Origin of the sequence: Paracoccus broussonetiae (genome assembly GCF_031854425.1) — a bacterium.
Lineage (GTDB): Bacteria > Pseudomonadota > Alphaproteobacteria > Rhodobacterales > Rhodobacteraceae > Paracoccus > Paracoccus broussonetiae.
Window position 1 is genome coordinate 101,150 of the sequence record NZ_JAVRQI010000006.1, and the last position, 21,353, is coordinate 122,502.

The 21,353-nt window shown below is 64.5% G+C and carries 20 protein-coding genes; 9 read left to right on the forward strand and 11 right to left on the reverse strand.

Annotated elements, in window-relative coordinates; all coding sequences use genetic code 11:
• Positions 1-37: 37 nt before the first annotated feature.
• The 5 genes from RM190_RS09260 to RM190_RS09280 are packed head-to-tail and all read left to right on the forward strand — an operon-like array spanning position 38 to position 5,928.
• Entirely contained in the window at positions 38-694 is a 657-nt protein-coding gene (locus RM190_RS09260; RefSeq protein WP_311759138.1) for a DUF2291 family protein, read from the forward strand.
• Complete coding sequence (locus RM190_RS09265) at positions 691-2,214, forward strand: sugar ABC transporter ATP-binding protein (RefSeq protein ID WP_311759139.1); 1,524 nt, start codon at positions 691-693, stop codon at positions 2,212-2,214. Before RM190_RS09260 ends, RM190_RS09265 begins: the two co-directional genes overlap by 4 nt.
• Entirely contained in the window at positions 2,211-3,266 is a 1,056-nt protein-coding gene (locus tag RM190_RS09270) for an ABC transporter permease (RefSeq protein ID WP_311759140.1), read from the forward strand. The genes RM190_RS09265 and RM190_RS09270 overlap by 4 nt, the downstream gene beginning before the upstream one ends.
• Positions 3,263-4,264: a Gfo/Idh/MocA family protein gene (locus RM190_RS09275; protein WP_311759141.1), complete on the forward strand. Its 1,002-nt coding sequence runs from the start codon at positions 3,263-3,265 to the stop codon at positions 4,262-4,264. The genes RM190_RS09270 and RM190_RS09275 overlap by 4 nt, the downstream gene beginning before the upstream one ends.
• Entirely contained in the window at positions 4,261-5,928 is a 1,668-nt protein-coding gene (locus tag RM190_RS09280; RefSeq protein ID WP_311759142.1) for a hypothetical protein, read from the forward strand. Before RM190_RS09275 ends, RM190_RS09280 begins: the two co-directional genes overlap by 4 nt.
• Here RM190_RS09280 and RM190_RS09285 read toward each other — a convergent pair.
• Complete coding sequence (locus RM190_RS09285) at positions 5,880-7,193, reverse strand: four-carbon acid sugar kinase family protein (protein WP_311759143.1); 1,314 nt, start codon at positions 7,191-7,193, stop codon at positions 5,880-5,882. The genes RM190_RS09280 and RM190_RS09285 overlap by 49 nt on opposite strands.
• Complete coding sequence (locus tag RM190_RS09290; protein WP_311759144.1) at positions 7,190-8,449, reverse strand: ribulose-bisphosphate carboxylase large subunit family protein; 1,260 nt, start codon at positions 8,447-8,449, stop codon at positions 7,190-7,192. Before RM190_RS09290 ends, RM190_RS09285 begins: the two co-directional genes overlap by 4 nt.
• A 107-nt stretch (positions 8,450-8,556) precedes the next feature.
• On the opposite strand from RM190_RS09290, the gene RM190_RS09295 reads away from it, so the two are divergent.
• The 3 genes from RM190_RS09295 to RM190_RS09305 all read left to right on the forward strand — a co-directional run bounded on the left by RM190_RS09295 (position 8,557) and on the right by RM190_RS09305 (position 10,827).
• A complete protein-coding gene (locus RM190_RS09295; RefSeq protein WP_311759145.1) occupies positions 8,557-9,381 on the forward strand; it encodes a phosphogluconate dehydrogenase C-terminal domain-containing protein in 825 nt (274 codons plus the stop codon).
• 59 nt (positions 9,382-9,440) lie between these two features.
• Complete coding sequence (gene nanR / locus RM190_RS09300; protein WP_311759146.1) at positions 9,441-10,175, forward strand: transcriptional regulator NanR; 735 nt, start codon at positions 9,441-9,443, stop codon at positions 10,173-10,175.
• Between the two features lie 178 nt (positions 10,176-10,353).
• On the forward strand, positions 10,354-10,827 hold the full coding sequence (locus RM190_RS09305; protein WP_311759147.1) for a VOC family protein: 474 nt from the start codon (positions 10,354-10,356) through the stop codon (positions 10,825-10,827).
• Positions 10,828-10,840: 13 nt separating this feature from the next.
• Here the strand turns inward: RM190_RS09305 and RM190_RS09310 are convergent, their stop codons facing one another.
• The 9 genes from RM190_RS09310 to RM190_RS09350 all read right to left on the reverse strand — a co-directional run bounded on the left by RM190_RS09310 (position 10,841) and on the right by RM190_RS09350 (position 20,007).
• Positions 10,841-12,178 (reverse strand): sensor histidine kinase, encoded by a 1,338-nt coding sequence (locus RM190_RS09310; protein ID WP_311759148.1) that lies wholly within the window; start codon positions 12,176-12,178, stop codon positions 10,841-10,843.
• Positions 12,175-12,837 carry a response regulator transcription factor gene (locus RM190_RS09315; RefSeq protein WP_311759149.1) on the reverse strand — a complete coding sequence of 221 codons (663 nt, stop codon included), beginning with the start codon at positions 12,835-12,837 and terminating at the stop codon, positions 12,175-12,177. The genes RM190_RS09310 and RM190_RS09315 overlap by 4 nt, the downstream gene beginning before the upstream one ends.
• Before the next feature lie 3 nt (positions 12,838-12,840).
• The gene (locus tag RM190_RS09320) at positions 12,841-13,188 is read right to left on the reverse strand and encodes a PepSY domain-containing protein (RefSeq protein ID WP_311759150.1); all 348 of its coding nucleotides are present in this window, start codon (positions 13,186-13,188) and stop codon (positions 12,841-12,843) included.
• A 176-nt stretch (positions 13,189-13,364) separates the two neighbouring features.
• Positions 13,365-14,993: an arylsulfatase gene (locus RM190_RS09325; RefSeq protein WP_311759151.1), complete on the reverse strand. Its 1,629-nt coding sequence runs from the start codon at positions 14,991-14,993 to the stop codon at positions 13,365-13,367.
• A gap of 17 nt (positions 14,994-15,010) precedes the next feature.
• On the reverse strand, positions 15,011-15,781 hold the full coding sequence (locus RM190_RS09330) for a GntR family transcriptional regulator (RefSeq protein ID WP_311759152.1): 771 nt from the start codon (positions 15,779-15,781) through the stop codon (positions 15,011-15,013).
• The gene (locus RM190_RS09335) at positions 15,778-16,842 is read right to left on the reverse strand and encodes an ABC transporter ATP-binding protein (protein WP_311759153.1); all 1,065 of its coding nucleotides are present in this window, start codon (positions 16,840-16,842) and stop codon (positions 15,778-15,780) included. The genes RM190_RS09330 and RM190_RS09335 overlap by 4 nt, the downstream gene beginning before the upstream one ends.
• On the reverse strand, positions 16,839-17,672 hold the full coding sequence (locus RM190_RS09340; RefSeq protein WP_311759154.1) for a carbohydrate ABC transporter permease: 834 nt from the start codon (positions 17,670-17,672) through the stop codon (positions 16,839-16,841). Before RM190_RS09340 ends, RM190_RS09335 begins: the two co-directional genes overlap by 4 nt.
• A 2-nt stretch (positions 17,673-17,674) precedes the next feature.
• Positions 17,675-18,622, reverse strand: a complete 948-nt coding sequence (locus tag RM190_RS09345; protein WP_311759155.1) for a carbohydrate ABC transporter permease — start codon at positions 18,620-18,622, stop codon at positions 17,675-17,677.
• A complete protein-coding gene (locus tag RM190_RS09350) occupies positions 18,619-20,007 on the reverse strand; it encodes an ABC transporter substrate-binding protein (protein WP_311759156.1) in 1,389 nt (462 codons plus the stop codon). The genes RM190_RS09345 and RM190_RS09350 overlap by 4 nt, the downstream gene beginning before the upstream one ends.
• Positions 20,008-20,429: 422 nt before the next feature.
• On the opposite strand from RM190_RS09350, the gene RM190_RS09355 reads away from it, so the two are divergent.
• Positions 20,430-21,317: a substrate-binding domain-containing protein gene (locus RM190_RS09355; protein ID WP_311759157.1), complete on the forward strand. Its 888-nt coding sequence runs from the start codon at positions 20,430-20,432 to the stop codon at positions 21,315-21,317.
• The last annotated feature ends 36 nt before the right edge of the window (positions 21,318-21,353 follow it).

Sequence of the window (21,353 nt, forward strand, 5' to 3'; positions counted from 1 at the left end):
AGTCCGGGCCGCCACCCCAGCCCAAGCGGAGACATGCATGTCCCGGACCAAGTTGACGGCGCTGTGCCTGCTGGCACTGATGCCGCTTGCCGCCTGCAAGATCGTGAAAAACCCCGACCCCGTTCAGCCTTCTGCCGAGGGACAGGGGCAGGCGGCGCAGACCGCGGGCAGCGACGAAGCGCGCATGGCTGCCCGCGCCGCCGAGCTGTGGAATCCAAAGATCCTGCCGTATATTGCTGAAAAGGCGACGGATATCGCGACTCTGCGTGCGGCGTTGAAGGATGGGCCCGACGCCGCCGCAAGCTATGGCTTCCGGCCCGCGGCTGAAGGCAGCCCCTGGAACTTCATCGCCAAGGGCGAAGGCAAGGTCGTCGCCGAGGACCGCAAAAGCCGGGCGGCAAAGCTGGAGATGGACACCGACGGCGATGGCGCGGGCGACGTGACCGTGCAGCTTGGCCCGGTGATGAAGGGCACCACGCTTAGGGATTCTTTGAATTTCCTGGTTTTCACCGATTATCGCGACCAGATCGAGTTCGCAAAGCTTGCGCGCGCGCTGAACGATCATGCCCATGCGGCGCTGTCGCTGCCCGAAGGCGACCTGACCGGGCGCAATGTCGCCTTTTCAGGTGCCTTCACCATCCGCACCAAGGGAGAGGCGATCCTGCTGACCCCAGTGACGCTGGAGGTGAAATGATCGGCCTGCAAATCCGCGACGGCACCAAGGTCTATCCCGGCACGATTGCCCTGAAATCGGTGGATTTCGACCTGCACATGGGCGCCGTCAATGTGCTTGTGGGCGAGAATGGTGCCGGCAAGTCCACCATGATGAAGGTCATCGCCGGGGTCGAACGTCTGACCGAGGGGCAGGTCCTGCTGGACGGTCAGCCCGTCACCTTCAACGGCACCGATGACGCCGCGCGGCACGGGATCGGCATCGTCTTCCAGGAATTGAACCTGTTTCCGAACATGACCGTGGCCGAAAACATCTTCATCGGCCGAGAGAAGCTGCGCGCGGGCATCGACATCAATGCCGAAGGCCAGCGGCGCGAGACGCGCGCCCTGATGCGGCGGCTTGAGCAGGACATCGACCCGGACACGCCGGTCGGCGAATTGCGCGTTGGACAACATCAGATCGTCGAGATCGCGAAAAGCCTTGCGCAGGATGCACGCATCCTGATCCTGGACGAGCCGACCTCGGCCCTGTCCGCGGCCGAGGTCGAAATCCTGTTCCGGGTCATCGCCGATCTGAAGCGCAATGGCGTCGGCATCGTCTATATCTCGCACCGGCTGGAAGAGCTGATCCGCATCGGCGACCACATCACCGTGCTGCGCGACGGCCGCATCACCGGCACCCGCGGCATGGAGGGCGTCGATGTCGCATGGATCGTCCGCCACATGATCGGCGAGGCCTCCAAGGATTTCGCCAAGGAGATAGAGCATCCCTTCGGGGCCGAAGTCTTTCGCGCCGAAGAAGTCTGCCTGCCCCGCGCAGGGGGCGGGCTCGCGGTCGACCATGTCTCGCTGTCGCTGCGCGCAGGGGAAATCCTGGGTGTCTATGGCCTGATGGGCGCAGGCCGCTCCGAACTTCTGGAGTGCATCATCGGCAAGCACCGGCATTCCACCGGGCGTTACTTCGTCGGCGGCGAACCCCTTGCCGCGCGCAATGTCGCGGATCGGATCGAGCGGGGCATCGCCCTGATCCCCGAGGATCGCAAGAATGACGGCCTGATCCAGATGCTGTCGATCCGCGAGAACATGAGCCTGTCCAGCCTTGGCGATTTCACGCGCCTCTTTCACATGGACCTGGGTGCCGAACGCAGCCGGGTGCGCGAATTCGTGGACAGGCTGCGCATCAAGATCGCCTCGACCGAACACCCGGTCTCCAGCCTGTCCGGTGGCAACCAGCAGAAGGTGGTGATCGGCAAGGCGCTGATGACCAAGCCCCGCATCCTTCTGATGGACGAACCATCACGGGGGATCGACATTGGTGCCAAGGCCGAGGTGTTCCGCACCATGCGCCGGCTGGCGGCCGAGGGGCTGGGGATCATCTTCGTGACCTCGGACCTGGACGAGGTGCTTTCGTTGTCGGACCGCATCATCGTCATGTCGAACGGGCGCGTCACCGCAGAATTGCCACGCGCCGAGGCGAACGAGACCGCATTGGTCGCCGCCTCGGCGATCGGCCACAACCATGCAAGGGAGCCCGCAGCATGATGACCGCAACCGCGCCCCGCACCACCGGATCGGGCAGCGCGCTTCTGCTTCTGCTGAAGCTGCGTACTTTCATCGCGCTGATCGCGGTTTTTACCTTCTTCGCCTTCGCCGCCCCCAACTTCCTGAGCGCCGCGAATTTTGTCATCATGTCGAAGCACGTCGCGCTGAACGCGTTCCTGGCCATTGGCATGACCTTCGTCATCATCTCGGGTGGGATCGACCTGTCGGTCGGCTCGATCGTCGGGCTGTGCGGCATGGTCGCGGGATGGTTGATCCTGTATGGCATCGACCTGGGACTTGGCTGGTCGATCCAGTTCAACACGCTGGAAATCTGCCTGATCGTTGTCCTTGTCGGCATCGCGGTCGGGGCGGTCAACGGACTTCTGATCACGCGGCTGAACGTGGCACCGTTCATTGCGACGCTGGGCGTGCTTTATGTCGCGCGGGGCGCGGCGATGCTGTCCTCGGACGGGCGGACCTTCCCGAACCTGAATGGTAATCCCGAATATGGCTCGGACACGTTCCGGCTGATCGGGGCAGGGAACCTGCTGGGCATCCCGGTTTCGATCTGGATGCTGATCGTCGTCGGGCTGCTTGCATCATATATCGCGAACCGCACCCCCCTGGGCCGCCACATCTATGCCGTCGGCGGCAATGAACGCGGTGCGGCGCTGTCGGGCGTCAAGGTCAAGCGGGTGAAGATGTTCGTCTATATGTTCTCGGGCTTTTGCGCGGCACTGGTGGGGCTGATCGTGTCGTCGCAACTGGTCGCCTCACATCCTGCGACCGGCGAGACATTCGAACTGAACGCCATCGCCGCAGCGGTCCTGGGCGGCACCTCGATGTCGGGCGGTCGGGGGCGCATCCTTGGCACAGTTGTCGGCGCCTTCGTCATCGGGGTGCTGTCGGACGGGCTGGTGATGATGGGGGTCTCATCTTTCTGGCAGACGGTCATCAAGGGGCTCGTCATCATCGCCGCCGTGGTCATCGACCAGGCCCAGCAACGGTTGCAGGCGCGCGTCGCGCTGCAGGCGCAGGCGAACCTGGCATGAGGGGCGCACTGATCGGATGCGGCTTCTTCGCCCAGAACCAGCTTCACGCCTGGCGGGATCTGGCCCAGATCACCGCGATCTGCGACCGCGATCCGCAGCGACTGGCCGAGACCGCGGCCCGCTTCGGGATAACGCGAACCTATGACGACGCCGCGCGCATGTTCGCGGATGGCGGCTTCGACTTTGTCGATATCGCCACCACCGTCCCCTCGCACCGCCCGCTGGTCCAGATGGCGGCCGCAGCCGGTGTCCATGCCATCTGCCAGAAGCCCTTTGCCGAGACGATGGCGGATGCCCGCGCGATGGTCACGGCAGCAGAAAGCGCCGGCATCACGCTGATGGTGCATGAGAATTTTCGCTGGCAATCCGCCATTCGCCGCTGCATCGACGCGGTGCGGGGCGGCGCAATCGGAACGCCGTTCTTCGCGCGCGTCAGCTTTCGGTCCGGCTATGACGTGTTCAGCGGCCAACCTTATTTGGCCGCGGACCAGCGCTTCATCATCCAGGATCTGGGCATCCACATTCTGGATATTGCCCGCGCGCTCATGGGCGATGCCACGCGGATCACGGCGACGACACGGCGCATCAACCCCGCGATCCGGGGCGAAGATGTGGCGACAATGCTGCTTCAGCACGAAGGCGGCGCGACCTCGGTCGTCGATTGCTCCTATGCCACGCGACGGGTGCCCGAAACTTTCCCCGAAACCCTGCTGGAAATCGACGGGGATCGCGGGACGCTGCGGCTGGATGCGGGCTATCGCCTGACATTGCCCGAAGGCAGCAGCGACTTGTCGCCCCCGGTCCTGCCCTGGGCCTCGCGACCCTGGCACAACATCCAGGAAAGTGTGCTGCTGATCCAGCGGTATTTCCTTGATTGCATTGCGGCGGGGATCCAGCCCGAGACTTCGGGCGCGGACAATCTTCGGACGCTGGCGCTGGTCGAGGGGGCGTATCTTTCCGCTGCCGAGGGGCGCAGTGTTGCGCTGGACGAACTATGACGCTGCTGACCACCGGGCCCCTGTCCTTGCGTCTGGAAGGGGGTGCCCTGCGCGACATACGATGGAACGGGATCGAGGCGATCCGCGGCATCGCCTGGCTGGTCCGCGACCGCGACTGGGGCACATTGCCCGCCCGGATCCGGAACCTGCGTATCGACCGCGAGGATGCGGGCTTTCGCGTTCATTTCGGCGCCGATGCCGACGGGCTTCATACCCGCATGACGATCGAAGGGCGGGCTGATGGTTTCCTGCGGGTCGAGGGGCGCGCCGTTCCCCCCGCCGATCTGCTGACGAACCGCACCGGCTTCACCATCCTGCACCCGATCACGGGCGTCGCGGGGCACTGGGCGCGCATCACCCATTCCGGCGGCGACAGCGAAGAAACCACCTTTCCCGATCTGATCGAGCCATGGCAGCCCTTCAAGGACATTGCCGCCATCGCCCATCGCATCGATGGCGCCGAGGTCTGCTGCGAGATGGCGGGCGGTGTCTTCGAGATGGAGGATCAGCGCAACTGGTCGGATGCAAGCTTCAAGACCTACGTCCGTCCGCTTGCCCTGCCGTGGCCCTATGTCCTGCCCGCTGGTCAGGAAATGGTTCAGTCCGTCACCCTGCGCTTTCGCCCCGGCCCCCCGCTGCCACCACCGCGCCCGGTGGCGCGGCGGGATGCCGTGATGCCCCGGATCGGACTGGTGATCTCACCCGAGGAACTGCCGGACGCGCTGGCCCATGCGGCGCGACTGGCCGAGATCGGACCCCAGCATATCCTGTGTCACCTTGATCCCACCGCTGGCCACGGGGCCGAGGCATTGGCGGGCTTCGCGCAGCTTCAGCGCGCCTGTCCCGCCGCTTACGATCTGGAATATGTCGTGGCCTGCACGGGTTCACTGCCGGACGAGATGCAGGCGCTGGCACGCGCTGTCGCCGCATCCGGCCTGCGCCTTGCCAGCCTGGCGGTCTGCCCGTCTGTCGACCGGCAATCGACTCCGCCCGGTTCCGCCTGGCCCGATTGCCCGCCGCTTGCGCAGGTCTATGCGGCGACGCGTGCGGCCTTTCCGGGCCTGCCCTTGGGCGGCGGCATGTTCAGCTATTTCACCGAGCTGAACCGAAAACGTCCACCTGTCGAGTTGCTGGACTACGTCACTCACGGAACAAATCCCATCGTCCATGCCGCGGATGATGAAAGCGTCATGCAGACGCTTGAGACGATCCCGCATATCCTGCGCTCGGCCCGCGCGATCATCGGGGCGGGGGAATATCGGCTTGGCCTGACCTCGATCGGGATGCGCCAGAACCCCTATGGATCGCGCACGATCCCCAATCCGGACGGCACGCGCATCTGCATGACCGATTCAGATCCGCGCCAGTCCGGGGACTTCGCGGCAGCCTTTACCACGGGCTATGCCGCGACGCTGGCCGGATCGGGGGTCACGACCTGGGTTCCCGCCGCCTTCACAGGCCCGCGCGGTATCGTTGGCGCGGATGGCACAGTTTGGCCTGTGGGCCGCGTCATTGCCGCACTTGCGAAAATGGCGGGCAAGCGCGTGGTGGCGACGGGCGAAGGCTGGCTGAAGCTCGAGGATGGCAGCAGTCTTGAGGCTGATCTTGCTGCGCCCTATGCGGTCCGCCTTGGCCCTCCGCCGTCGCGGACCCAGCCGAAATAATCCTCGCTGCCCATCTGGCCGCCTTTCAGGGCAAGCTGCAATCCGTCATGTGCCCCGCCCTGAACGGCGCAAATTGCGGCACCGGGAATGGTCGGGGCCAAGGCCCGAAGCGCCCGGACCCCCAAGGCCCGCGCGGCATATCCCGAGGTATCGCCTCCCGAGATCACCGCCCGACGCAAGCCGGCACGACGGATCAACTGATCCAGAATGCGACCAAGTGCGGTTCCCACCGCCTCATTCGCGGTCGGATCGTCGCCGAAGCGCGCGCGGAAACGCGCGACCGCAGGATCGTCGGGGCCTTTCGCGCTGTAGATCAGCGGATCGGCCCCGCGATCAAGCGCAGCCAGACCCTGCGCGACGGCTTTCGCCTCGGCGTCGCTCCCGCCGGTGCTGGCGTCAAAGGGGATCGCGGCAAAGCCGTTCGCCTCGGCCCAGGCGATCTGAGCCGCCGTCACGGGTGAGACCGAGCCGGAAACGACCGCCAGCCGGTCGCGACCCAGCGAAGGCGGCAGCACCTCTGGCGCCAACCAGCCTTGGCTGCGCCAATGTTCGATCAGCGCATATTCCACGCCCTGGCTGCCGATGACAAAAGGCGCCTCGGCGCGGTGGTCCCAGATCAGCCTGCCGCAACGCGCCATTCCGGCATCGTCCACAGCATCCAGCGTGACCAGCGACACCCCAGCCTCCCGTAGTCGGGCCAGCGCGTGTTCGGGATCGTCGGCAAGCGTGATGCAGCCGGTGGGGCGCGTGGTCTGCCGCGCCAGGTGGCGGGCCACATCGGCCTCATCCATCGGCGTTACCGGGTGGCGCGACATGACCGGGTGGCGGTCCAGTCGATGGACCTGTCCCATCGCCTCTGCAAACAAAGAGCCAAAGGCCTGATAGCGGCCCATCCTTGGTGCGGCGATCAGGACACTTGCCCAGCCCTCCGTGCCAATCTCGGCCGCCGCACCGATCGAGCCGATACCCGGCGCGGAATCCAGTGTCGAGCACACCTTGTAATGCAGCAGCGGCGCGCCCGTTTCCCGCAGCAGGGTAAAGGCGCCCGGCAGTTCCTGCCGCATCCGTTCGGGCGACCATGTCCGCGCGGTCGTGGCGATGCCGACGGCACGGATCCCGGACAACTCCGCCAATTGCGCAGCATCCGGGGGATCCAGAAACAGAAGCGAGGGCAGGCCCGCAAAGCTCAGCACCTCCATCACCGCGGCCGAGCCGGTGAAGTCGTCGCCCAGCCAGCCAAGCAACAGTCCCGGGGGCAAGGTCACAGCAGGATCTCCGGCCGCTTGAACGCCGTCAGTGCCGCGGCAAGTTCGGGCTGGGCGCGGGCCGCCTCGGTGATCTCGACGCCTTCGCGCGCCGCGTCCGCCGCCTGTCGCAGGGCGATCACGCCCGCGGCGGGACCCCCCGGATGGCTCATGATGCCGCCGCCCGCGCAAAAGATGAAATCGTCATTGCCCAGCACCCGGCGCGACGGGGCCATCTGCCAGACTGTTTGCCCCGAGGAGAAGACCGGCATCGCGCCATGTGCCGGGCCGCCCGTACAAACGGGTGCCTGAACTGCGCGCGCCGCCTCGGCCACCACTTCGTCGGGCTCGGTGAACTTGTTGGCGATGCCATTCACATGCAGGTGGTCCGCTCCGGCCAGCCGCCACAGTTTCTGCCAGACCGGAAAGGCAATGCCGATATGGGGAGAACGCGAAAACAGCCCCCAACCTGCACGATGCCCGTGGATGGGCAGGTTGCAGCGGCCCCGCAGCGCGCGCAGGCCCGACAGGCCGACAGGAATGACCGACACCATCGCGCAGGTCGCGCCGGCCTTCTCCAGCATCTCGGCGTGGCGCCACATCGCTTCGATTTCGTCAGTGATATTGAAGGCATACATCACCTTCTTCCCGGTCCTGTCGGCGTGGTCGTTCAGGACACGCATGACCGCGCCGACCCGCTGGGCCAGCGGGCAATAGCGGCCATTGGCCTGCAACTCGTCATCCTTGATGAAGTCGATCCCGGCCCCCGCCAGCGTTCCGACCAGTGCCGCGGTTTCATCGGCGGACAGACCGACGCTGGGTTTGATGATGGTGCCGATCAGCGGTCCCTCCACCCCGGCCACGCGATGCGTCCCCTCGGCCCCGAAGCGCGGCCCGGGATTGGCCAGCGCGAAACTTTCGGGCAGCGTCAGACCGGTCAGACGCAGCGCAGAGATATCGGCCAGCTCGAACAGGTTGCCCGCGACGGTCGCCATCAGGTTCGGCAGGGAGGGTCCGGTATTCTCCTCGGGCCAGCTGATGGTGACGCGCCCGCGTTCATAGACCTCGCCACGACTGCGCGAGGGCAGGGCCGGCACCCCCGAGGTGCCGGTGATCTCGACCGCTTCGATCCGCGCACCGGACCGGTCGCGCAGCGCGTCGGTTTCCAGCGCCAGGCGGACAAAGGTGCCGGTCGATTGTTCGCCCGCCAGAACCTCGGCGGCATGGGCGATGCCACGCGGCGACTCGATTTCATAGACTGCCTCGAACCGCTGCATCTGCTTCCTCCGCTTGCTGGCCGCAAATCATCATATTCACACGTTATACCAGTTGACAAGGCGGGGTGGCGCGGGAATGCTTGCCCCATGGGATGGAGAGACAGCCAATGAAGATCGCACTTATCGGCGCGGGCGGCAAAATGGGCGTCCGCCTGGGCCGCAACCTTGCGCGCAGTTCGCATGACATCAGCTATGTCGAGGTCAGCGAGGCAGGGCAGGCCCGCGTCCGCAGCGAGTTGGGGGCAGAGGTCACACCGGTCGAACAGGCCCTGCAAGGGGCAGAGGTCGTGATCCTGGCCGTTCCCGACACCGCCATCGGCGCGGTTTCGGCAAAGATCGTTCCCAGCCTTGCCGCCGGGACGATGGTCGTGATCCTTGACGCCGCCGCGCCCTATGCCGGGCATCTGCCATCGCGCGCCGATATCAGCTACTTCGTGACCCATCCCTGCCACCCGCCGATCTTCAACGACGAAACCACGGCCGAGGGGCGGAACGATCATTTCGGAGGCATCGCCGCGCGGCAATCCATCGTCAGCGCCCTGATGCAGGGGCCGGACACGGATTTCGCCAAGGGCGAGGAAGTTGCCCGGATCATCTGGGCGCCGATCCTGCGTTCGCATCGCCTGACGATGGAACAGATCGCGCTGCTGGAACCGGCTCTGTCGGAAACGCTGGCCGCGACCCTGCTTGCGGTGATGAAGCAGGGCATCGACGAAGTCGTGGCCCGCGGTGTTCCTGCCGAGGCGGCCCGCGATTTTCTGCTGGGTCACCTGAACATTCTGGGCGCAGTGACTTTCGGGCATGTGCAGGGCGTCTTTTCCGATGCCTGCAACAAGGCGATCGAAAACGGTTTGCCCCGGCTGATGCGTGACGACTGGAAGGGCATTTTCGAGCCCGAGGAACTGGCCGAAAGCATCCGCCGGATCACCTGAACGCTGGCATTCCGGGCACTTCCCGCCTAGGTTGGCGACCGAATTTGCAAGGACGACCCATGGCGCAACCCTCTTCCCCTCTGGCACCCAGTTCCGAAGACCGGATCGTGCGCCGGAAGCTGTCGGACCTGGTGCTGGAGCGGCTGACCGCCATGGTCCTCAGCGGAGAGTTGAAGCCCGGTGACACGGTGCCTTCGGAGCGCGACCTGATGGCGCGCTTCGGCGTCGGGCGTCCCGCCGTGCGCGAGGCGCTGCAGGCCATGCAGATGCGGGGCCTGATCACCATCGTTCATGGCGAACGCAGCCGGGTCAATCCGCTGACGGCCGAGATCGCGCTGCACCAGGCCGACACCATGGCACAGGTGATCCTGTCGACCGCGCCCGAGGCGCTGGACCACCTGAAAGACGTGCGGCGGTTGTTCGAGACGGGAATGGTCCGCATTGCCGTCGCCAAGGCCACGCCCGCCGAAATCGCCGAGCTTCGCGAGGTGGTGCACAGCCAGCGCCGCGCCTTGGGTGACGCGCCCGCCTTCATCGCCTGCGACATCGCCTTTCATCGCCGGATTGCGGAAATCTCGGGCAATCCGATCCTGCGCGCGGTCAGCGAGGCGATGCTGAACTGGGTCTTCCGCTATCACAATGACCTGCTGCACTGGTCCGGGCGCGAGGATGTCACTCTGGGCGACCACCTGCGCATCATCGAGCGGATCGAAGCGCGGGATGCCGAAGGTGCGGTCGCGGCGATGCAGGCGCATTTGGACCGCTCGACTGGCGTGATCCAGCACTCCGCCTGAAGATTCCATTACAACCATTTGATAGAGATACATTTAACCTGACGTTTGGCGCCGTGGGCCGGTTCTTCATTCCCCCGCCAAGGCATTTCGGGCTGCAAAATTCGCGCCATCGCGCCTATACTCCGCCCCTGACCCGAACAGCGCCGACTTCCCGCTGACAGCGAAAAAGGATGATGCGATGAACAAGAACACCATCTGCCTGTGGTTCGACAATGATGCCGAGGACGCCGCCCGCTTCTATTGCGAAACATTTCCCGACAGCGAGTTGCAGCGGGTATATCGCGCCCCAGGCGACTATCCTTCGGGCAAGGAAGGCGACGTGCTGCTGGTCGAATTCACCGTCGCCGGCATTCCCTGCGTGGGCCTGAATGGAGGCTCTGCGTTCCATCACAGTGAGGCGTTCTCGTTCCAGATTTCGACCGAGAATCAGGAGGAAACCGACCGCTACTGGAATGCCATCGTGGGGAATGGCGGGCAGGAAAGCGATTGCGGCTGGTGCAAGGACAAGTGGGGCCTGTCCTGGCAGATCACCCCGCGCGTCCTGATGGAGGCGATGGCGGCAGGGGGCGACGAAGCCCGGCGTGCCTTCGCGGCAATGATGGAGATGAAGAAGATCGACGTCGCCACCATCGAGGCCGCGCGACGCGGCTGATCCCGCCACCCTCTCAGGTGCCCGGTCCACGCCAAAACATCAGGCTGACCCGAAAACCCGGATCGAGGTTTTGCAGAAGCAGGTCGCCATCGGCGGCCTCGACGATCTCTTTCGCCAGCGATAGCCCGACGCCAGTGCCGCCGCTGTCAAGAAAGTGGCCACGTCGCGTCACCTCGTCCAGCTGCTCTGGCGGGACGCCGGGGCCGTCATCCTCGATCAGCAGGATTATCCGGCGGCCTTTCGCCTCGGCCCGGATCACGACGCGTTCGCGGGCATGGCGCAGGGCATTCTCTGCCACGCTGCCCAGGGCTTCGGTCAGGTCATAGGCATCGATCCGCACCAGCATTCCGGACGGAACCTGCGTGATGATCCCGATCTCGTCGCCGCGCGCCGTGCGCCGCAGGACGGCGGCGATCCGTTCCACCACCTGCGCCAGATCGGCTGACCCTTCGGCCCCGATCCGGGCACGGCCAAGTTCGCGATCGACGCTGCCCCGGATCTGCTCGGCGATCTCGTCGATGGCATCGGCCGCCTCGTTCTGGCCGGACTGGCGCAAGCGGCTTGTCTCTCCATGCAGGGCCTGAAGCGGAGTTTTCAGCGTATGGGCAAGGTCCGCCGCGCGATGCCGCGCACGTTCGATCCGGCGGTCGCGGTCGTCCAGAAGCTCGTCTATGGCCGAGGCCAGTGGGCGCACCTCGGTTGGCAGATCCTGTCCCAGGCGCGCCAACCGCCCGCTTTGCAGCGCCTCGACCTTGCGGTGGACATCGGCAAACAGCCGCAATCCGATCGCCACCTGCACGATCGAGGCCAGGATCAGCAGCACCCCCAGAATGACAAGGGCAGGGACCAGGTCACGGTCGAAAAGCTGCTGCGCCTCGTCCATCAGGGCGGTGCTGACGGCAACCGCGATGCGCACCGGATGCCCATCCGCGCCAACCCGGATGCTGCGGTCCAAGATCAGCAGGCGCTGACCATCCGGTCCATCACCACCGTAAAGCTCGGCCCGGCCGCGACCGGGCATCGCGGCAGTCAGCGGCAATACCGTGTCCCACAAGGATTGTGAACGATGGGTGCGGCCATCAACCTCGATCTGCCAGTAAAGACCGGAATAGGGCTGAAGATAGCGGCGGTCCCCACCGATGTCGTCAGGCGGCGCGGCGGGGGGCTGGTCGCCTTCGAACCCCGCGACCAGCGCCATGCTTTTGGCCTCCAGCTCCTGCGAGGTCAGGCGCGTGACCTGCCGGTGGAACATCACGCTGAGCGCAAGATCGGACAACAGCAGGGCCAGCACCACAGCAAGGATCGCGCCTATGCTCAGCCGCCAGCGGATCGAACCGCGCGTCAGCTTCACGGGGACTGTTCCAGAAAATAGCCAAAGCCCCGGCGCGTTCCGATCACGGCCGGGCCGGTCTTGCGGCGCAGGCGGGCGATGATTGCCTCGATCGCATTCACGTCGCGGGACTCGTCATCTCCGTAAACCTGTTCAAGCAGTTCGCCCGGCGAAACGACGCGGTCGGCATTCATGACAAGGCAGGAAAGCAGCCGGAACTCCAGCGCCGTCAGGTTCAGCGCGTGGCCATCGACCGAGGCCGTCTGCCGATTGGTATCCAGCGCAAGCCGCCCGACCTGCTGGACCGGGTTCACCCGTCCCGAGGAGCGTCGGACCAGCGCCCGGGCCCGGGCCACCAATTCCTCCATGCGGAAGGGCTTGGGCAGGTAGTCGTCCGCGCCCGCGTCGATCCCTTCGACCCTTTCATTCCAGCTGCCCCGCGCGGTCAGGACCAGCACGGGGGTTTCAACCCCCTCGGCCCGCCAGCGCTTCAGGACCGTCAACCCGTCGATGCGCGGCAAGCCAAGGTCAAGGACGACAAGGGCATAATCCTCGGTCCCGCCAAGAAACCAGGCCTCGTCGCCATCAGCCGCGCGTTCGGCCCGAAAGCCCGCGCGCTCCAGCGCCTGGGTGATGTCCGCGGCGATGCGGGGGTCGTCCTCGACGATCAGGCAGCGCATGGTTCAGTCATCATCCTCATCCTCTACCTCAAGGATCTTGCCGGTTGCGGCTTCGATTTCCACCTCGAAGAGCCGTCCCTCGGGGCTTAGGAGATCGAATTCATAGGTCAGGATGCCTTCTTCAAGCTCAAGCTGGATCTCGACGATCTCGCCATCGAAATTCGCGCGCAGGATGCCAAGGATCTTGTCCAGCGACAGGATCTCTCCCCGCAGGACGGCGCTGCGGGCAAAGCCTGCATCCAGCCCGTCCTCGGGTTCAAGCTGGGGCAGGGGCTGCGCCTGCGGGGCGGCCGCAGGGGCCAGCCCGACAAGGCCAAGGGTGACAAGGATCGCAAGGGCGCGTGTGTTCATCGCGCGACTCTAGCCGATTCTTCCTGACAGCGGGCTGACAAGGGGCTGCCGGAGGACGCGACCAAAGGAAGATAACGATATATGAATCAATATTTTACGACAATTATTTCAATGAATTCTTCTTGGATGCACCCGCCACACTGGTTGCCGCAGCACCGCCGGACAGGAAAGGCCGGTCAGGCCCCATCCTCTTTTTCCCAAAAGGCGGTCCCGCCCAGCTTTTTCATCGACTCGAGCACGGTTTCGCGCGGGATCACCCCGCAACGGGCGGCCCAACCCTCGTAAAGCCCAAGCATCGTCGTGACGCGGTCAGGATGGGCGGCGGCAAGGTCGTGCATCTCGGTCCGGTCGCTTTCCATGTCGTAAAGCTCCCACGGGTCGGGATACTTGCGAACCAGCTTCCACTTGCCGGTGCGCACGGCGGCATTGCCCTCATGTTCCCAGAATAGCGGCGCCTCTCGTGGTTGATCGGCCGCAAAGCTCGGGACAAGGCTTGTCCCCTCCAGCGGCAGGATTTCGTGCCCGGCATGGGCCTGGGGATAGGTCGCGCCGCTGACCTCGACCACGGTGGCCATCAGGTCGGGCAATTGCCCTGGCGTATGACGCAACTCACCCCGCGCCGCGATCGCCTTCGGCCAATGCGCGATCAGAGGGGTCGAGATGCCGCCTTCGTGGATCCAGTGCTTGTAGAGACGGAAGGGCGTGTTCGACAGGTTGGCCCAGGCGACGCCATAGCTTTGATAGGTGTCCTCGGCCCCTGGCATGATCGAGGGGTCGTTGCCCAGCCGGACAGGGCGGCCGTCCCGCGTGGTTCCGCGCGCGATCATCAGGTCATCGACCAGAGATCTCAGATCGACGCCCTCGGGGATGTCCTCGGCGCAGGCGCCGTTGTCGGACAGGAACAGAACCAGTGTATTGTCGAGCCGCCCGGTTTCCTCAAGCGCGGCGAGGATCTTGCCGATGCCCTGGTCCATCCGGTCGATCTGGGCAGCATAGACCTCCATGCAGCGCAACAGCCATGCTTTCTCATCGGCATTCTCGAATGGCGGCTGGGTCGGATCGCGGTCGGTCAGCTGCCAGTTCGGATGGATGATCCCGGCACGGACCATGCGCTGCAGACGCTCCTCGCGCAGTTTGTCCCATCCCGCGTCGAAACGGCCGCGATATTTCTCGATGTCCTCGGGATGGGCATGAAGCGGCCAATGCGGGGCGGTATAGGCAACATACTGGAACAGCGGCGTATCCGGCGATCCGGCATGATGTTCGCGGATGAAGGTCGCCGCCTGATCGCTGATCGCGTCTGTATAGAAGAAGTCGGGGTTACCGGCGGCCTCATGGTCGATGTTCGTATTGCCGCGGGTCAGCGTATTCGGGTGATAGAAGCTGCCGGCGCCGATGATCGTGCCATAGAATTCGTCGAAGCCGCGTTGCAGCGGCCAGGAATCCGTTGGCTCGGTCAGATCTTGGGCGACATGCCACTTGCCCGACAGGCAGGTGTGATAGCCCGCGCCCTTCAGCACCTCGGCCATGGTGACGCAGTTGCGGTTCAGATCACCGGCATAGCCTTCGGGGCCTGTGTCATAGGTCAGGATGCCGATCCCGGTCTGGTGGGGGTGCAGCCCCGTCAGCAGCGACGCGCGCGAGGGCGAGCAGCGCGCCGTGTTGTAGAATTGCGAATAGCGCAACCCGCCCGAAGCAAGGCGGTCCAGATTGGGCGTCTCGATCTCGCCGCCATAGCAGCCGATATCGGAATACCCCATGTCGTCGTTCAGGATGATGATGATGTCCGGTTTCTTCTCGGCCATGTTGGGGTCTCCTGGTCCTATTCCGCCCGGCGACGGGCAAGGGTGATGGAAAAGCGGTATCGGTCTGGGACATAAACGGCGCGCAGCAGTTCCAGCGGGCGCTCCTCCATGTCGGTGGTCAGGCGCTCGACGCTGATCAGGGGCGAGCCCGGAGGGACATGCAGATGCCGGGAATGCTCCGCATCGGCCAGCGTCGCGCTGAGGGACTGCTTCGCCTCCTTGACGACGAAGCCCAGGTCATCCTCGAAAATGCGATATACGGCGGCCATGCGCAGGTCGCGTCCCGCCAGATCGACGCCGATATCCGGCGGATAGAAGGCGTGCTCGACTGCGACGGGCAGGCCATTGGCCAGCCGCACGCGCCGCAACTCGAACAGCGCACGCTCATGCAGCGCGGCCCCGACCGATGCCGGAAAGTCCTTGGTCATCCCCTGCGCAAGGATTTCGCCGCCCGGATCGAAGCCCGCTTCGCGCCCCGCCTCGACAAAGCCGGTCAGGGTGCCGCCCCAGTTCTCGACCCCGGGTGAGCGCAGAAAGGTTCCGCGCCCGCGGGTGCGCGAAAACAGCCCCTCGTCCACCAGCGCGCGCAGGGCATTGCGGACGGTGATCCGGCTGACGCCAAAGATCTCGCCCAGCTCGCTTTCGGTCCTGAGCCGTCCCTGGTCGTCAACCAGCACCCCGTCCAGCGCTTTTTGCCGGATCAGGCGACGGACCTGTACATGCAGCGGCACGCCGCTTTGCGGGTCGATGGTTTCCTTGATCTCCTGCAGGATACGCGCGTCGGTCATGGCGCGTCCTGTCCCAGCCGTCGCCCGGACACGGCATCGAACAGGTGGATGTCGCGGCTGGCAAAGGACATATGCAGGCGCTGACCTTCGGCGAACAGCGTCGGATCTCCGATGCGGGCGCGGGCGGTGCCTCCGTCGAAGGTCAGGTCGAGGATACCGCTGTCGCCCAGATTCTCGACCAGATCGACCGTGCAGGGGATCCCGCTGTCACCCACGACGACGGCCGAGGGGCGGACACCCACGACGATGCCTCCGGTGCCGACAGGGGCCGTCACGGGCAGGGGGTGACCGGCAAGGCAGGGCACGCCGTCCCTGATCTCGGCCTGCATCAGATTCATCGGGGGCGAGCCGATGAACGCGGCGACATCCAGCGAGTTCGGTCGGGCAAAGACCTCGGCCGGGCTGCCGATCTGGACGATCTCGCCCTCCATGAAAACCGCCATGCGATCGGCGAGGGTCAGCGCCTCTTCCTGATCGTGGGTGACATAGACGGTCGTGACGCCCAGATTGCGCTGCAGCTTCTTCAGCTCGGCGCGGGTTTCCAGCCGAAGCTTGGCGTCAAGGTTCGACAGCGGCTCGTCCAGCAGGAACAGGCCCGCCTTGCGGACGATCGCGCGGGCAAGCGCGCAGCGTTGCTGCTGCCCCCCCGAAAGCTGGCCGGGCTTGCGGTCCAGAAGATGGTCGATGCGGACCTTGCGCGCGGCCTCTGCAACCTCTGCACCAATCCGGGCCTTGGGCAGCTTCGCCATTTCCAGCGGAAAGGCGATGTTCTGGGCGACGGTCATGTGCGGGTAAAGCGCATAGCTTTGAAAGACCATCGCCACGTCACGGTCCTGCGCATCAAGCGACGTGACATCGTGCCCGTCGAAGAAGATCTGCCCCTCGGTCGGCTTGTCCAGCCCCGCCATCAACCGCAGCGTCGTGCTTTTGCCCGAGCCCGAGGGACCCAGCAGCGCGAAGAACTCCCCGGGGCGGATGTCGAAATCGATCCCCTTCAGCGCAATGAAATCGCCATGCTTCCTGACCACGCGCTGAAAGCGCACCGAACCCTTGCCGCTCATCGACGACCACCTCCCTTGACTGCGCCGACGGTCAGACCCTTGACGATCTGGGATTGGGCGGCGACGCCAAGGATCACCACCGGTAGCATGGCGATGACCGAGACGGCCGCCAGTTGGGCCCAAAGCGTCTGTTCGACAGAGACGAAATTGAACATTGCGATCGTCACCGGGCGAACCGTGTTGCCGCTGAGGACGACCGCGAACAGGAACTCGTTCCAGGCATTCAGGAACACGAAGACCACTGTGACGGCGATGCCGCCCTTGGCCTGCGGAATGATGATCCGCCACAGCGTTACCAGCCGCGATGCGCCATCGACCGCGGCGGCTTCCTCCATCTCCAGCGGGATATCCTCGAAATAGGACACCATCAGCCAGATCGCGAAGGGCAGCGAGAAGGACAGATAGATCAGGATGATCCCCTGATAGCTGTCGATCCAGCCGATCCCGCGCAGGACAATGAAATAGGGGATGATGATCCCGACCGGCGGCAGCATCTGCGTGGCAAGGATGTAGAAGCCCGAGAAGCGCTTGCCCGGCAGGCGCAGCCGCGCCAGCGCATAGGCCGCGGGAACGGCAAGGATCATGGTGATGATGGTCGTCCCGACCGAGATGACGACGCTGCTCCACAGGTTCGGCAGGATCGATTGCGACCCCCACAGCACCTCGCGATAAGCCTTCAGCGTCGGTTCGAAGAACAGCTTCGGCGGATAGGCCAGCACGTCGGTTTCGGATTTGAAGGAATTCAGCACGCTCCAGAAGATCGGAAAGGCCCATGCCAGAAGGAAGATCAGTGTGATGGCAGCCAGCGCCACGGTGCGAAGTCTGCGCATGGTCATTTCCCCCGTCGGAGCAGGAACAGCAGCCCCGAAATCGCGATCGTCAGCAGCAGCAGCGCGACCGCCAGCGCCGCGCCATAGCCCAGCGAAAGCTCGGTAAAGGACTTGCGATAGGCGTAGAGGTTCAGGATCTCGGTCGCGGTGCCGGGCCCGCCGCCGGTGACGGTGAAGATCGCGGCAAAGGCCGTCAGCGCGACCATGGTGCGCATGATGATGACCATGATGATGGCCGGGCGGATCAGCGGCAGCGTGATGCGGGTGAACCGTTGCCAGCCGCTGGCGCGATCGATGCGCGCGGCCTCGTAAAGATCGTCGGGCAGGGCGGCAAGGCTTGCCAGCAGCACCATGAAGGCAAAGGGCGTCCATTGCCAGGTATGGATGACGATGACCGAGATCATGGCGAGGGTCGGGTCGCCCAGCCAGTTGTGGCTGCCAAGACCCGCCGTGATCCCAAGATAGTCGATGACGCCGAATTCGGGCGTCAGCATGAAGCTGCGCCAGACCATGCCGACCACGGCGGGCGACAGGACCACCGGAAGGATGGCGATGATGCGGAAAAGGGACTGCCCCCGCTTCATCTCCAGCACGGCAAGTGCAAGGCCAAGCCCGACCACCACCTGCAGCACGACGGTCGAAACCGTATAGACGAGGCTGGCCCCCAGCGATTGCCAGAAGCGCGGATCGGACAGCAGCTGCATGTAATTCGCGGACCCGGTGAAGCCGTTCATGAACGGCATCCCCAGGTCCAGCCGCTGCACGCTGACCCAGACGAGATAGAACAACGGGAACGTCGTCGTCGCGATCAGCGCCATGAAGGCCGGGCCAAGCAGCGCCGCGGCAAAGCGGTGTTCGCGGCGCCGGGATTCGCGACCGTAATCCCTGCGCGACGGGGGATCGTCCCCGCCCCAGCCCCGCGCGGGCACCGCTTCGCCGTCCCCGGTCATTGCATCATCTTCGTGACCTGTGCCTGCGCCGCGTCAAGCGCGGACTTGGGCGTCGCCTGACCCGCCAGAGCCGAGGCAATCGCCGTCGCGACCGCATCACCGATGCCCGGCCATTGCGGAACGCGGGGCCGCCAGTCGACATCGGTATCCTCTTTCAGTGCAGTCAGCGTGGCCTCGACAAAATTGTCGCCAAAGCCGGACACGGTCTGGACGTATTCGGGCTGCTCCCACAGCGAAAGGCGGTTCACCCCTGAACGCTTGGTCGGACCGCTGAACAAATAGGAGGTGCGGGCCTGCGTCTCGGGGCTGGCGGCCCATTGGATGAAAAGCCATGTCGCCTTCTTGGCCTTGTCCGAGAGCTTTGCGTTGATCGGTAATCCCCAGTTCCAGATCGAGCTGACGCGTTTGCCCGACGGTCCCTTGGGCCAGCGCGCATAGGCGATCTTGCCGATGACCTGCGACTTGTCCGGCGTGTTGATAACCGAAGCCGAGGAATGGGCGTCGATATAGCTTGCGACCGTGCCCTGCGAAAACGCGTCGGCGATGTCGGGCCAGTTCCAGCCCTGTGCGGCCGCGGGGGCGTAGTCCTTCATGGTCTGGACATACCAGGCCAGCGCGGCCTCGGCCTCGGGGCCGTTCACGGTCAGGTTTCCACCCGGCAACCAGTCGCCGCCGAAAGCCCGGAAAAGCGAGGAATAGATATAGACGTTCTGGCCTGCGCCTGCGAGGCCGCGCAGCGCTGTGCCCCAGATCCGGTTGTCTGGGTCATGCACCGCCTTGGCATTCGCCACAAACCCGTCAAGATCCTCGGCCGGCGCCAGTCCCTTGGCCTCGTAAAGATCCTTGCGCAGGACCTGCAACGTGACCTCTCCGTCATAGGGGATGCCGTAAAGCTTGCCGTCGATCGTGTTGGCGGCGGTCCAGGCGGGAACGATGTCGTCGGGGCGAAACCAGTCCTTGTCCGTCAGCGACGCGTCGTTCAGATAATCGTCCAGCGGGTCGACCCAGCCATTCGCCTGATAAAGCGCATAATACATCGGGTCGGCGGCATGGGTCGCGTAAGTCCCCGTGCCCGAGGTCAGGTCCAGCACAGCTTTTTGCCGGATTTGCGCCGGGGGCACCTTCTCGAAGCGGAGCTTGACGCCCGTCAGTTCCTCGAACTGTGGAGCGAGGGTAATCAGGTTCTCGAAATAGGCGGCGGGAATAACGGCGACGGTGATCGTCTCACCCTCTGCCTGCCGCCAGTCTATCTTGGCCTGTTGATAGGGCCCCAGTTCGGCCCCCTGCGCCATCGCGCGCCGGGCAAGGCCGGGCATCGCCAAAAGCGCGGTCGAACCGGCCATACCACGCAGAACGCTGCGCCGGTTGAAGAAACTATTGTCCATCCGAGCCTCCCCTCTCGTCACTGAACCGACCGATGGCACCACGATTCGGCCATTCGGTCAACTTTGTTATAACTTTTCGAAGACATGCCCGTTTTCTCGCTGAATAATGACCGATCCCGGCACGGTCGATTGCCCCCGTTCTAGCAAAATCACATAAATATCAGCAATTTCGTTCTTGATAGGCGAGATGGCAAAATCTTCTCCCTGTTAGGAGATAAGTAATGACTTTCTTCTCAGCGAACTGCCCGAGGTCCGAAATCGGCGGGATGATGCAGTCAACATATCTCGGACAAACTTTAAATTTGACACGCGTAAACTTCGAAAGTAACGTCCGCCCCAACCGCTGTGGTGAGGAGCTTCGGCGGACAACCGGACTTGCCGGTCGGTGTCTCCTCGAAAATGCGAAATCCTGGGAGGATTCCATGACATTCAAGAAAGCGCTTTCGGCGTTGCTGACCACTGTTGCCCTGACCGCCGGCAGCGCCGCCTTTGCTGACGGAATCGGTGCGTCGCTTCTGACCCAACAGCATCCGTTCTATATCGAGCTGGCCGATGCGATGAAGGCCGAAGCCGAGGCGAAAGGCGTCCCGCTGGAAATCAGCATCGCCAACCAGGACCTGAACAAGCAGCTGGCCGATGTCGAGGACTTCATCGTCAAGGGCGTCGATGTCATCGTCATTTCCCCGGTCGACAGCCAAGGCGTCATGGCCGCCATCGCGCGCGCCGAGGCCGCAGGGATCAAGGTCATCACCGTCGACGTGCCCGCGGCGAATGCCAAGGTCGTCTCGCATATCGGGACCGATAACTATACCGGCGGCGTCAAGGCTGGCGAACTGATGGCGAAGGAGCTGAACGGCAAGGGCAAGGTCGCGATCATCGACTATCCGACCGTGCAATCCGTGGTCGCCCGGATCGAGGGCTTCAAGAAGGCGCTGGAAGCCTTCCCCGAAATCGAAGTCGTCGCGCAGCAGACCGGCATCACCCGCGCCGAGGCGCTGGCCGTGGCGCAAAACATGCTGCAGGCCAATCCCGATATCGCCGGCATCTTCGGCTTCGGCGATGACGCGGCGCTGGCCGCCGCCGTCGCGGTGAAATCGGCCGGGCTGGAAGGTCAGGTGAAGGTCATCGGCTTCGACGGGATGGAAGAGGCCCGCAATGCCGTCGACTCGAACCCGGTCATGGTCGGCGTGATCCAGCAATTCCCCGACGAGATGGGCAAGACCGCCGTGGACACTGCCGCCAAGGTCATCGCGGGCGAGGAAGTCCCGGCCGAGCAGCCCATCGTTCCGGGTGTCTATACCAAGAAGTAAACGGGAAACCGGACGGGACCGCTTTCGCGTGAAGCG